We start from the raw sequence: 12,799 nt of genomic DNA, 5'->3' as shown, positions 1-12,799 counted from the left end.
GAGGACGAATTCGATGACCTACACCATCGGAGTTGACGTGGGAGGCACGTTCACCGACTTCCTCCTGATCAACGAAGCCGCCAACACCCAGCACCAGCACAAGACGCCCACGGTCCCGTCCGACCCGGCGACGGGCATCCTGCGCGGCCTGAGCGAGCTGGCCGAGCACGAGGGCCTGCCGGAGTCCGAGTTCTTCGACCTGATCTCGCTCATCGTCCACGGGACGACGGTCGCCACCAACGCCGTGTTGACCAACAGCGGCGCCAAGACCGGCCTCGTCACCACGCAGGGCGTCCGCGACATCCTGGAGATGCGTCGGGGCATCCGCAGCCGCAAGCACCTCTACGACAACAAGTACGTCGCCCCGGCTCCCCTGGTGACGCGGGACCTGCGCAAGGCGATTCCGGAACGGGTGGACGTCGACGGCCACGTCGTGACGCCGCTCGACGAGGAGGCCCTGCGCACCGCCATCACCGAGCTGAAGGCCGACGGCGTGGAAGCCGTCGCCGTCTGCTTCATGCACTCCTACGCCAATGGCGAGCACGAACGGAAGGCCCGGGAAATCCTCACCCAGGAAGCCCCCGAGCTGTTCCTCTCCGTCAGCAGCGAAGTCCTCCCCCAAGTCCGGCTGTATCCGCGGGTTTCGACCACCGTGATCAACGCCTACCTCGGCCCGATCGTGCAGAAGTACATGGCGACGATCGTCGACCGGCTCCAGGGCCGGGGCTTCAGGGGCACGCTCATGGTCATGCAGTCCAACGGCGGCATCACCCAGCCGGAGAAGGTCGCACACCTCCCCGCCAGCATCACGCTGTCGGGTCCTGCCGCCGGTCCCGTGGCCGCCTACGAATTCGTCAACCAGCGGGGATGGCGCGACTGCACGGTCGTGGACATGGGCGGCACCAGCTTCGATGCCTCCCTGGTTCTGGACGGGGAGGTGCAGATCACCCGTGACGGGGAGATCAACCACCACGTCATCTCGCTGCCCACCACGCACGTGCATACGATCGGGTCCGGAGGCGGATCCATCGCGTGGATCGACGACGGCGGACTGCTTCAGGTGGGCCCGAGCAGCGCCGGCGCGACCCCCGGGCCGGCCGCCTACGGGCAGGGTGGCACGGAACCGACCGTTTCGGACGCATCGGTGGCCCTCGGCTACATCGATCCCGACTATTTCCTCGGCGGCCGCAAGCCCCTGCGCCTGGATCTGGCTGAGGAGGCCATCCGCACCAGGGTCGCCGAGCCCCTCGGGCTCGACGTCGTGGAGGCCGCCGCGGGGATCTACGAGATGGTCAACCTGCAGATGGCGGCAGGGACCAAGAACGTCTCCGTCGAGCGCGGATACGACCCCCGGGAATTCCCCATGGTCGTAGCGGGTGGCGCGGGGCCCGTCCATGCGGGGATGATCGCCCACGAACTGGAGGTTCCGGTGGTCGTCGTCCCCCGGCTCTCCTCGGTCCTGTGTGCCGCCGGCATGCTGATGGCGGACCTGCGGCACGATTTCGTCCGGGCCTTCACCTCCAGGATCTCAGGGATGGACATCGCCGCGGCCGCGGCCCTGGTGCAGGAGATGGTGGCCGAGGGCCGGGGGCAGCTGGCCTCCGAGGGCGTCCCCGAGGCCGACCGCGAGTACGTGGTCTCGGCGGACGTGCGGTACCCCGGCCAGCACCACGAAGTCACGGTCATGTTCGAGGTCGACGACATCGACCCGCGGCGGCCGGAGTCCGTGGGCCGGATCGCCGGGCTCTTCCACGACCGGCACGAGCAGCTCTACGGCTTCGCGGAGCGCGACGAGGACGTCGAGCTCATGAGTCTCCGGGTGGCGGCCATCGGGCGGCGCAAGGGCCTGGAGTTGGGGCACGACGACGCCGCCCCTGACGCGGAGGCCCTCCCCAAGGGCACCCGACCGGTCTACCTGCGCTCCGAGGGCAAGAAGGTCCCCGTGCCCATCTACGAGGGCTCCGCCATCCCCGTGGGCCGGGTGATCGAAGGGCCGGCCGTCGTCGAGGAACCCACCACGACGATCTTCGTGCCCGAATACTTCGACATCGAGCTCGATCGGTCGGGGAGCTATTTCATGGTCGCCAAGGGCTTCGACTGGACCCAGCTCAAGTCGCTCAAGAAGGAGGTCAAGCTGTGACCGCTACGGTGAATGCCACACTCAACCCGATCCTGGTTTCCGTCGTCTCGAGCCGGATCAAGGCCGTCGGCGAGCAAATGGGGGTCGTCATCGAACGCAGCGCCCGGTCTCCGCTGCTGGTGGAGGGCCGCGACTTCTCCCTCGGCATCTACGACGTCGACGGGCGGCTGATCGAGCAGACCGAGTACATCCCGATCCTGGGGTACGCCGCGGCGCCCACCATGCAGTACGTGGCCCGGAAGTTCCGGGGCAAGGTCGCCGACGGAGACGTCATCCTCCACAACGACCCCTTCACCGGCGGAAACCAGCCGGCGGACTGGAAGATCATCCGCCCGGTGTTCGCCGACGGCGAGCACTTGGCGTGGGTCATCATCTCGGCGCACCAGAGCGACGTCGGGGGTGCCGTGCCCGGCTCCTACAACCCGCACGCAACGGACGTGTGGCAGGAGGCCCTCCGGCTCACCGCGGTGAAGATCATGGAGAAGGGCCAGATCCGCGAGGACGTCTGGGAGCTGGTCTTCGGGAACGTCCGCCTGGCCACCGTCGAAGACGATGTCCGCGCCATGATCGGCGCCTGCGCCGTGGGGGAACGCGAGCTGCGCAAGCTGGTGGCCCGCTACTCGGCGCAGACGTTCCGGCAGGTCGTGGAGAGCATGCTCGACGCCGCCGAGGAATCGGCGAAGCAGGTCATCCGGAGGATCCCCAATGGCGTCTACACCCAGGAGTGGGCCGCGAACTACGACGGCATCACCGAAGGCACGACCCCCACCCTGCGGGTGCGGATCACCGTCGACGACGAGCACATGACGTTCGACTTCGCCGGAACCGATCCCCAGACGCCGGGCTACGTCAACGCCCCCCTTGCGGTCACCCTCTCCTCGGTGATGATCACGTTCTTCATGCTCGCCGACATCGAGGTGCCGCACAACGACGGGATCATGCGGTGCATCGACGTCAACGTCCCGGAGGGCACCTTCCTCAACTGTTCGTTCCCCGCCGCCTGCGGCTTCGGGAACCACCTGTCCGACCAGATCTGCTCGGCCCTCATGGCGGCTCTGGCCGGGGCCCTCCCCGAACGGGTCACGGCCGGCTGGAACCCCCTGTTGAGCGCCATCATCAACGGGGACCACCCCAGGGACCACCAGCCGTTCGTGGACATCCTGATCAACGCCTCCAAGGGCGGTGGCGGCGGCACGTACGGGGCCGACGGCTTCGATCATGTCGGCCTCATCGCCTCCGGCGGCGCACTTGGTGCCCAGGATCCGGAGATGTTCGAGATCATGACCCCGAGCTTCATTGAGAAGTTCGAGTACGCCACCGATTCCGCCGGGCCTGGCCGCTGGCGCGGTGGACTGGGCATCGAATCGGTGTTCCGCTTCACCGCCGATGGGGTCCAGGCCAGCATCTTCGGCGACGGGGACGCGGAGGAGTTCGTGGCCAAGGGAAGCAACGGCGGCTCCGCCGGAACGGTGAACCTCATCGAGTTCCAGACCCCGGACGGGACCAGGCTGACGCCAAAGAACAAGGACCTGGTCACGGGGCTGCCCGCCGGGACCCGGTTCCACCAGGTCGCCGGCGGCGGAGGCGGTTACGGCAACCCCCACGAGCGGCCCGTGGAACGCGTGGCCGAGGAGGTCCGCTTCGGCTACGTGTCGGTTGAGGCCGCCCGCCGCGACTACGGCGTCGTCGTGGACGAGGCCGGCGTCGTCGACGAGCGGGAGACGGCAAGGATCCGCGGCTGACCGCGCCGCAGCCCGCCCCTGGACGGGCCGGGAGCACGGGGGACCGTGCTCCCGGCCCGTCTATACTGATGCTTGGAACCGCGCCCGCGTCTCGGCACGTTGGCACCGCAGCAGGAGTCGTCATGAGCACCCGAGACACCAACGTGCAGTCCGTCGTCAAGGCGACCGCCATACTGCAGGCCTTCGATCGCCAGCACCGCTCGCTCTCGGTCCGCCAGCTCGCGGAGCGGACCGGCATCCCCCGGAGCACGTGCCACGCGTTGGTGACGACCCTGGTGGACACGGGGCTGCTCGAGCGTCAGCACCCCAAGGACAGCTACCGCCTGGGGGCGGCCCTGGTCGTGCTCGGCGGGCGGGTCATCGAGCGGGACCGGTTCCAGGACGTGGTCCACGAGATCTCGGCCAGCCAGCTCTCGGGACTGCAGATGGAGATCCACATCGCCCAGTACGTCGGCACGGGCGTCGTCTACCTGGAGAAAAGCGGCCAAGCGCAGCGGTTGGCGAACACCACCGGGCGGTTCCGTCGCCTGAGGGACTCCGCGTGCGGCCTGGCCGTCCTCATGGCGCTTCCGGGCGAGGAGGCCCTCAAGCACCTTCTGGATGTGCCGCCCAGCCGGCGCGTGGAACTCCTGCACGACCTGCACGCCCAGTTGCGGCGCGGCTACGTCGTCACCCCGTCCAGCCAGCCCGGCTACCTGGCCTTGGCCAGCCCCGTCCGGGACGCGGACGGCAACGTGATCGGGGCGATCGGCACCGCCGACAGGCAGGGCGCCATGAGCCCGCGGCGCGTCGCCGCCCTGGGGACGGCCTTTAGGGCGGCGGCGCTGGCCTCCTCCCGCATGCTCGGCTACGAGGGGCCGAAGGAGGGGATCTTCGATCTCGAGGAGGCGGAGCTGGCGGCCGCCGGCTCCGAGTCGGCGGAGGCCGTGGCCGCCCGGGACTGGGCGCGGTCGGTCCCCAGCCAGAACGGGCACGTGCCGCCGGGGTGGCAATAGCGGTGCCGCCGGCGCGGCCGACGGCCCGCCCTCGCTAGGTCCCGGCGGGCGCCAGGACGACGTCGAACGTCGTGCGGGCCCATGCCTGACCGCCGAGGTCCCGCCCGTCCGGCGTGGGCGTTCCCGCCGGCTGCTGGTGGAACGTCTTGACCAGGGAGTCCTTGACGCCGAAGACGGAGTCGCCGATCTCGAGCTGCGGGTCCCCCTCGACGAAGATGTGGGTCACGAGCGTCCGCAGCCCCGGATGGGTGACCATGAAGTGCAGGTGGGACGCGCGCACGGGGGACCGTCCGACGGCCTCGAGCATCTTGCCCACGGGGCCGTCGTGGGGAATCGGGTAGGGCGTCGGCGTGAGTCCCCAGAAGCAGTAGCGCCCCCGGGAGTCCGTGAACAGGTGCGCGCGGCCGGCGACGCGGCCGTCGGCATACTGGACGTCGTAGAGACCCTCGTCGTCGGCCTCCCAGACTTCGATCCTCGCCCCGGCGACCGGGTTTCCCCCGGTGTCCCGGACCGTGCCTTCGACCCAACAGGGCTGGCCGGGCGCGCCGCCGGCGATATCACCCCCCAGGGGGATTTCGGGGGCATCGGCGACGAAGAAGGGGCCGAAGACGGTCGCCTCGGTCGCATCGCCATAGGCCCTGTTGTTCACGGTGATGGTCTGCATCGAGGCACCGAGGACGTCGGAGAGCAGGACGAACTCCTGGCGCTTGTCGTCGGTAATGTGGCCGGCCTCGGTCAGGAACCGGATGGCAGCGTTCCATTCGTCTTCCGTCAGTCTCGTTTCCCGGATGAAGGCGTGCACGTGCCTGGTCAGGGCCTGCATGAGGCCCCTGAGACGCGGATCGGAAGCCCGGTCGAAGGACGCGACCACCGTTTCGGTGAGCTTCTCCTCGGCGGCAACCTGTTCGGGGGAAGCGGTCGTCGCTTCCTCGCGGGTCTCGTCCATGGCGGTTCCTCTCAAATGCTTGCGGTGGTCCCGGACCAGGCGGCCTCCAGGAGCGCTTCCAGGGCCTCCGTGCCGGCCGGCCGGGGGTTGGACTCCGGGATGACGGGCAGGATCAGGGCGGCGGCCTCCGGGATGTCGGCCCGCTCCATGCCCCAGTCCTTCAGGGCCCGGGGGGCATCCAGTTCGCCCCGGAGCCGGTTGAGCCCGGCCACGGCGTCGGCCGCCGCGCCCGCCCCGGTGAGGCCGACGGCGCCGAGCGCGGCCGCGGCCCGCGCCGCGGCCTCGGGAGCGGCGGGAGCGTTGAAGGCCAGCACGTGGGGAAGCACGATCGCGTGGGTCTGGGCGTGCGGAAGGTCGTAGGCCCCGCCGAGGACGTGGCAGATCTTGTGGTGCATCCCCGAACCCGCCGAGGCGAAGGCGACGGCGGAGAGGTACGCGCCGTACAGTGCCTGCTCGCGCCCCACGACGCCGGACGGGTCCCGCGTCACCGCGGGGAGCCCGGTGGCGAGGGCCCGGATGCCCTCCGCGGCGATGGCCGCGTTGATGGGGTCCGCGCCGGGACCCCACAGGGAATCGAGGCAGTGGGCCATCCCGTTGAGCCCTGAGGCCACGGACAGCCCGATGGGCAGGGAGAAGGTCAGCGCAGCATCGTAGATCACCGTCACCGGAAGGACCCTGGGATCGGTTCCCGTGGTCTTCCTGCCTGCCTCGGTCATGCCCCACACGTTCGTCGCCTCAGACCCGGCGTAGGTCGTCGGCACGGCGACGATCGGGATCCCGGTCGTGAGGGCCACCGCCTTGGCCAGGCCCGTGGTCGACCCTCCCCCCACGCACACCAGCAGGTCCACGCCGGCGTCCAGGGCGGCCTGCCTGGCCCGCTCGGCCACGTCCACGGGCACGTGCTGGGCGACCTCCGTGTGCCACAGCGCCACCTCCACGTCGGCCGCCACGTCCTGCGCAATGGCCAGCTCGAAGTCCGAGGCGATGACCATGGTCTTCGAGGCCTGGAGCCGCTGGACCTCTGCACGGAGGTTCCCGGCGGCCTGGCCGGTCCCGAAGAGGACCCGCTGGGCCAGCGTTTCGTGTTGGAAGGTGAGCGGCCGTTGTTCGACCCCTCCCGCCGGACCGGGCGGCGCTTGCTCTGTTGCACGTGTCATGTGATCCTCGCAGTCGCCCGCCGGCGCGGGCAGTCGGGTACAAAGGGGGAGACGCTCGTCGCAAGAAGTATGCGCGGGCGGGGACCGCTTCCGGGCCTGGCCGTCCGGCGGCGCCGGACGGCACTTGGCCCGGGGCGACGGAAGGCCCGGCGGGTCAGAGAGCGTCGTCCGCAAGCTCGGTGATCTGGACTTCGCCCTTGCTCAGTCGGTAGAGACCGGTCGGGTGCTCGGACAGTTTGCGGCTTCCGCCCTGCTCGACCACGAACGTGTCCGCCATGTAGCCGCTCACCTTAGCGGCTTGGTCCAGCACCATGGGATGCAGGGCGAGGACGTTGCCCGCTTGGAGCGGAATCTCTTCGGCCCCCTCCCCGTCCTCGACCACGTCCAGGCCGATCCAGGGCTGCTCCAGGACGTCGAGCCCGAGCGAGTGCCCGGACCAGTAGGAGGACGCAGCCCCCTCCTGCTCGATCGCGGCGAGCACGGCCCGCTGCACGTCCCCGGGGAGCGCACCCTCCTTCATCTGCGCGGACCCGGCGGCGATGCCGGCGGCGGAGGCGCGGGCCATCCGCGCGTCGTCGCTCCGGGGCGGGGCGAAGGTCACCATCCGGGACAGCTCGGTCCAGTAGCCCTTCGGGCCGACGATCTCGAACGAGAACGTGAAGATGTCGTGCGGCGCGAGCTCGCGCTCGCGTGCGGGCGCGAAGCTGGCCGAGACCGTGTCCCCGTTCAGCTCCGAGTACATGGTGAGGAAGAGCGGGTCCTCTCCCCCCAGCTGGTGTCCGACGCGATGCATTTCGGCGGCGACCTCCCGCTCGGTCGCGCCGGGGCGCACCACCTCCAGCAAGCGCGTGAAGCACTGGTCGAGGATGAAGGCGGATTCCTCGGCGCCCACGACCTCGGCCGGGCTCTTGACGGACCTGATCCGCTCGAACTCGGCCGAGTAGTCGGAAAACTCGATCTGGGGGTAGGCCTCGCGCAGGGCGAGGTACTCGTCCACCTTCATGACCTGCCCCATGCCGACGATGCCCACCCTGGCGACGTCGCGCCGGCCCTTGAAGGCCTCGACGAGACCCTGCGGGATCGTCCCGGGGAACCTGTAGTCGGAGACCCAAGCGCTCTGGGGGCGCCGTGCCCCGGCCAGGTTCCCGGAGAGGATGACGCTGGGCTCCTCGCCGACGAACATGACGGCGTGGCCCGAACGGTGGAACAGGTTGTAGTCGGCGACGTAGCGCAGGCTCCCCTTGTGCCCGCGGTAGTCGTTCGCCGCGAAGATCAGGGCGTCGACCCCCGTCTCGCGCATCGACTCGTTGAGCAGTTTCCACCGGCGATCGCGCTCTGCGAGCGATTGGGACATGACTTCCGCCTTTCGATTGTGCTGGTCCAGAGAATCTAGGCTCGCTATTCTCTAGAGAACAACAAGTTGAGCTAGGATTTCTCTATGGCGAATTCCGGGCCTCCGCCGCTCGACTCTGTCCACCGGGCCCTCCAACTGGCGATTCGGCTCCGCACGGGCGAGCGGTTGAGCGTCAAGGGGGCTGCGGAGATGCTGGGGGTCGTCCCCTCGACCGCGCACCGCCTGCTGACGGCGCTGTGCTACGACGGTTTCGCGGAGCAGGGCCCGGACCGCCGATATGGGGAGGGGCCGGAACTGGGCGTCCCGCGCGGCTCCTCTTCACTCGACGAGCTTCGCCGGACCGTCCATCCCGTCTTGGAGGCCTTGAACTCCACGCTGGACGAAACGGTCCAAGCGTGGGTCTTGGCCGGCGACCGGGTCCGTTACGTCGACGGGGTCGAGAGCAACCAGTCGCTGAGCGTCCGCGCCGGGCACTGGGACAACGTCCCCGCCTATTGCTCGGCCGGGGGGAAGAGCCTCCTGGCGCGCCTGAATGCCACCGACTTGGAGTCCCTGCACAGCGCCGGGCTCACGCCGTGGCGCGATTCCCAGATCACCACGGTCGCCGCGTTGAAACGGCACCTCGCCGCGGTGCGGCGCGCTGGATACGCCCTCAACCTCGAGGAATCCGCCCAGGGCATCAGCGGGTTGGCGGTCAGCACCCGCCCGGGTCCCGGAAATCCGGCTGTCGCCGTTTCCATAGCCATCCCCGCCAGCCGGTTCAAACGAAAGGACGTCGATCACTACGTGCGCGCCCTGCACGAGGCCGTCAACGACCTCGAGGGATCCTTGGCGGCCGTCAAGGATCCCCGAGCCCAGGCCGGGCGGTCCGTGTAGCCGTCGTCCCTGGGACGGGCGGCACAACACGATCGGCCGCTACGCGGAGGGGCGGTCGTGCCGGCACGGTCCAGCAGGACCGGGGCCAGCCTGCGGACGCCGGGGCTCCGCTCCGCGCAGCCCTCACCCCTACCCCCGCTCCCCCGGCGGCACCCACGTGAACACCGGCCGCCGCCCGGCCGCGAACGCCGCCCGCCCCGCGGCCAGGTCCTCGTTGGCGGGGAACTCCCGCCACGCGGACTCCCACGCCGCGTCCAGCCCCGGCCCGGCCGGCGCGTCGATGAGCGCCTTCATCGTGTGCACCGAGAACCGCGACCGCGACGCCACGCTCCCCAGGAAGGACCGCGCCGCGTCCTCGAACCCGTCCGCGGGCAGCGTGTCGGTCACCAGCCCCCACGCCGCGGCCTGCGCCGGGGACACCTCGGCCCCGGAGAACAGCAGCCACTTCGCCCGGTGCTCCCCCACCCGCCCGACCAGCCGCTCCAGTCCGGCCCGCGGGTAGAGGATCCCCAGCTTCGCGGGCGTGATCGCGATCCGCGCGTCGTCGGCGGCCAGCACCACGTCGCACGCCGCGGCGACCTGCCACCCCCCGCCCATGCACACCCCGCGCACCAGCGCCACGGTCGGTGTGGACACGGCGCGGATCGCCGCGTCGGCCTCGGACAGCCGGTCGGTCCCGGCCGGGTCTTCGGTGCGGTCGAAGAGCACGTCGTCGAGCTCGTGCAGCGCGGCCCCGGCGCAGAAGTCCGCGCCCGTCCCGCGCAGCGCGATGACCCGCACGGCCGGGTCGGCGTCCAGCTCCTCCATGGTGCGCGCGAGTTCCAGGCACATCGCCCGCGTCAGCGCGTTGCGCTTCGCGGGATGGTTCAGGACCACGACGGCGGCGCCGCCGTCGTACTCCACCTCCACGCGCCCGGCCGCCACCGGCGCCTCCACCGCTGGCCCCGCGTTCACCGCGAGCCCCAGGCCGCGGCGGCGAGCCGCCGGGCCCCGGCGACGCCGTCGCGCTCCAGCGCGTCCAGCTCGTCCGCCCCGATCCCGGCGGCGGCGAGGACCTCCCGGGTGTGCTCGCCGAGCGCGGGCGGCGCGCAGCGCACGGGCGTGGGCTCGCCGGCCACGCTGACGGGACCGCGCAGCAGCCGCAGCGTGGAGCCGTCGGCGCGCTCGACCTCCCGGACCATCCCGAGCGCGCGGGCCTGCTCGCTCTCGACGGCCTGCCGGTAGTCGTGGATCGGCCCGGACGGGATGCCGGCGGCCGCGAACGCGTCGATCCACTCGGCGGCTGGCCGCGCCAGCAGCGCCCCGGCCAGCAGCGGCTCGAGCTCGTCGCGGTGCGCGGTGCGCGCCTGCCCGTCGGCGAAGCGCGGGTCGCCGAGCCACTCGGACCGGCCGAGGATCCCGCAGAACGCGGCCCAGTGCTTCTGGGTGGTCACGGCGACGACGACGGGCTCGGTCGCGGTCGGGAAGCTGCCGTAGGGCGCGATGCTGGGGTGCCGGTTGCCCTGGGCGCGCGGCGCGGCGCCCGTGGAGATCGCCTGCTGGCCCTGGAACGCGGAGAGCGCCAGCGCGGTCTCGAACAGGGACGTGGACACGGTGCGCGCCCCGTGGCCGCGCTCGCGGCCGAGCAGGGCGGCGACGACGGCGAAGGCGCCCGTCATCCCGGAGGTGATGTCGATGACCGGGATGCCGACCCGATAGCCGGGCCCCTCCTCCGGGCCGGTCACCGAGGTGAGCCCGGAGACGGCCTGGATGACCTGGTCCAGTCCGGGCCGGTCGCGCAGCGGGCCGGCGTCGCCGTAGGCGTTGATGGCCAGGTGGATCAGGTCCGGGTTCTCGCCGGCGAGGACCTCGGGCCCGAGCCCCATCCGCGCCATGGTGCCGTGCTTGAAGTTCTCGACGAGGACGTCGGCGGTGGCGAGCAGCCGGAGCAGGACCTGGCGCCCGGCGTCGGTGTAGAGGTCGAGGGCGACGGAGCGCTTGTTGCGGTTGACGGAGTCGAAGTAGAGGCTGCGGTCGCCGTCGAACGGGGGCCAGGCGCGGGAGGGGTCGCCGCCGGCGGCGGACTCGACCTTGACGACGTCGGCGCCGAGGTCGGCGAGCATGGTGGTGCAGTAGGGGCCGGCGAGCGCGCGGCTGAGGTCGACGACGGTGATGCCGGTCAGGGGCAGCATGGTGGTCCTTTTCGGTTAGAGCATGGACGGGACGACGAGGGCGCCGACGAGGGCCACGGGCCCGACGACGACCATGGACAGGCCCCACCGGGTGAGCAGCCGGGTCATGCGCGGGCGCTCCTCCTCCTCGGCGGTGGCCACGAGCGTGGCGCCGACCGTGGAGAACGGGGAGACGTCGACGATCGAGGAGCAGACGCCGAGGGCGGCGATGACCGCCCACCCGGTGATGTCGCCGGTGGCGACGAGCGGGATGGCCAGGGGGACCAGGGCGGCGAGCATGCCGGTGGTGGACGCGAACGCGGAGACGAGCCCGCCGATCATGCAGATGACCAGGGCGGCGACGAGCGGGGCGCCGACGCTGCTGGCGGCCTGGCCGAGGAGGTCGACGGCGCCCATCTCGTCCAGCACGTTCACGAAGGTGATGATGCCGCCGACCATCAGGACGGTGGACCAGTCGATCTTGGCGACGGCGCCCTTGCCGGTGGCCGGGTCGGCGAGCGTCAGGACGGTGGCGAAGACGAAGCAGAGGATGCCGATGTCCGGGTCCAGGCCGGCGACGGCGAGGGCGATGACGCTGGCGACGAGGCCGGCCATGCAGGCGACGGTGAGGCGCTGGACCCCGGTGAACGGGGCGGGCGCCGGGGAGGCGGGCGGGTCCTGGACGAGCTGGTCCGCGACGGCGCGGCTTCGGGCGGAGTAGCCCTCGAGCTCGAAGGGGTGGCCGGGCATCGGGGCCTTGCCCTGCAGGTTCGGCAGTGGGCCGCCGCCGAGGCCGCCCCGGGCCTGGCCGCGGATGAGGCGGAAGCCGCCGAAGAGGGCGTATGCGGCGACGAGCAGGGCCAGGTTGGCGCCGAGCGCGATCCCGAACAGGACGAGCGGGTTCAGGCCGATGCCGACGGAGTGGGCGGTGCCGTAGGTGACGATGCCGAACAGGCTGGTGGGGGCGAAGCCGCCGGCGCTGAGGCCGCAGCCGATGGCCAGGCCCATGAGCATGCGGTCGATCCCGTACTTGCGGGCCAGGGGCATGCCGATCGGGGTCATGACCAGCCCGGCGAGCGGGGAGCCCATGGCGGAGATGCCGCAGGTGAGGCCGAAGAAGACGAGCGGCAGCAGGGCGGCGCGGTCGCCGACGCGGGCGACGGCCCGCTCGATGATCCGGTCCACCGTCCCGTTGGCCTGGGCGATGGCGAAGAAGTACGTGACCCCGACGAGCAGGACGAGGATCGAGACCGGGAAGCCGGCGACGACGGCGTCCATCTCCATGCCGGCCAGCCAGATGCCGGCCCCGGCGGCGGCCGCGAACATGATGACCCCGAGGTGGACCTTGCGGAGCGTGGCCAGGGCGAAGATCGCGACGAACGCGACGAGTGCGGTGATTTGGGCCGTCATTGCGCTTTCTCTCCTTCGAGAAATGCTTG

At 71.0% G+C, this 12,799-nt stretch carries 10 protein-coding genes; 4 read left to right on the top strand and 6 right to left on the bottom strand.

The genetic code is table 11. From position 1 onward, the window contains the following. Window positions 1-13: 13 nt before the first annotated feature. From AC1Q5D_RS15485 to AC1Q5D_RS15475, 3 genes are all read left to right on the top strand, one after another. The gene (locus tag AC1Q5D_RS15485; RefSeq protein WP_481739356.1) at window positions 14-2,140 is read left to right on the top strand and encodes a hydantoinase/oxoprolinase family protein; all 2,127 of its coding nucleotides are present in this window, start codon (window positions 14-16) and stop codon (window positions 2,138-2,140) included. Next, window positions 2,137-3,882 (top strand): hydantoinase B/oxoprolinase family protein, encoded by a 1,746-nt coding sequence (locus AC1Q5D_RS15480; RefSeq protein WP_481739355.1) that lies wholly within the window; start codon window positions 2,137-2,139, stop codon window positions 3,880-3,882. The genes AC1Q5D_RS15485 and AC1Q5D_RS15480 overlap by 4 nt, the downstream gene beginning before the upstream one ends. A 122-nt stretch (window positions 3,883-4,004) precedes the next feature. After that, window positions 4,005-4,877 (top strand): IclR family transcriptional regulator, encoded by an 873-nt coding sequence (locus AC1Q5D_RS15475; RefSeq protein WP_481739354.1) that lies wholly within the window; start codon window positions 4,005-4,007, stop codon window positions 4,875-4,877. A 34-nt stretch (window positions 4,878-4,911) separates the two neighbouring features. Here the strand turns inward: AC1Q5D_RS15475 and AC1Q5D_RS15470 are convergent, their stop codons facing one another. The 3 genes from AC1Q5D_RS15470 to AC1Q5D_RS15460 all read right to left on the bottom strand — a co-directional run bounded on the left by AC1Q5D_RS15470 (window position 4,912) and on the right by AC1Q5D_RS15460 (window position 8,334). Then, window positions 4,912-5,823 carry a dioxygenase family protein gene (locus AC1Q5D_RS15470; protein ID WP_481739353.1) on the bottom strand — a complete coding sequence of 304 codons (912 nt, stop codon included), beginning with the start codon at window positions 5,821-5,823 and terminating at the stop codon, window positions 4,912-4,914. An 11-nt stretch (window positions 5,824-5,834) separates the two neighbouring features. Further along, on the bottom strand, window positions 5,835-6,980 hold the full coding sequence (locus AC1Q5D_RS15465; RefSeq protein ID WP_481739352.1) for a maleylacetate reductase: 1,146 nt from the start codon (window positions 6,978-6,980) through the stop codon (window positions 5,835-5,837). A 154-nt stretch (window positions 6,981-7,134) separates the two neighbouring features. Beyond that, a complete protein-coding gene (locus AC1Q5D_RS15460) occupies window positions 7,135-8,334 on the bottom strand; it encodes a M24 family metallopeptidase (RefSeq protein ID WP_481739351.1) in 1,200 nt (399 codons plus the stop codon). A gap of 84 nt (window positions 8,335-8,418) precedes the next feature. Between AC1Q5D_RS15460 and AC1Q5D_RS15455 the strand changes: the two genes are divergently transcribed. Next, the gene (locus AC1Q5D_RS15455; RefSeq protein WP_481739350.1) at window positions 8,419-9,210 is read left to right on the top strand and encodes an IclR family transcriptional regulator; all 792 of its coding nucleotides are present in this window, start codon (window positions 8,419-8,421) and stop codon (window positions 9,208-9,210) included. 129 nt (window positions 9,211-9,339) lie between these two features. Here AC1Q5D_RS15455 and AC1Q5D_RS15450 read toward each other — a convergent pair whose 3' ends face one another. Genes AC1Q5D_RS15450 through AC1Q5D_RS15440 form a run of 3 tightly spaced genes read right to left on the bottom strand, consistent with a single transcriptional unit; the run spans window position 9,340 to window position 12,770 of the window. Further along, window positions 9,340-10,134 (bottom strand): enoyl-CoA hydratase/isomerase family protein, encoded by a 795-nt coding sequence (locus AC1Q5D_RS15450; RefSeq protein ID WP_481739349.1) that lies wholly within the window; start codon window positions 10,132-10,134, stop codon window positions 9,340-9,342. 26 nt (window positions 10,135-10,160) lie between these two features. Then, the gene (locus AC1Q5D_RS15445) at window positions 10,161-11,381 is read right to left on the bottom strand and encodes a CaiB/BaiF CoA transferase family protein (protein WP_481739348.1); all 1,221 of its coding nucleotides are present in this window, start codon (window positions 11,379-11,381) and stop codon (window positions 10,161-10,163) included. A 15-nt stretch (window positions 11,382-11,396) separates the two neighbouring features. Then, window positions 11,397-12,770, bottom strand: coding sequence for an SLC13 family permease (locus AC1Q5D_RS15440; RefSeq protein WP_481739347.1), 1,374 nt, complete (start codon window positions 12,768-12,770; stop codon window positions 11,397-11,399). Window positions 12,771-12,799 lie beyond the last annotated feature (29 nt).

Source organism: Arthrobacter paludis (assembly GCF_056782315.1).
The sequence above is the reverse complement of the archived record's forward strand: the minus strand, read 5'-3'. Positions and strand labels throughout refer to the sequence as shown.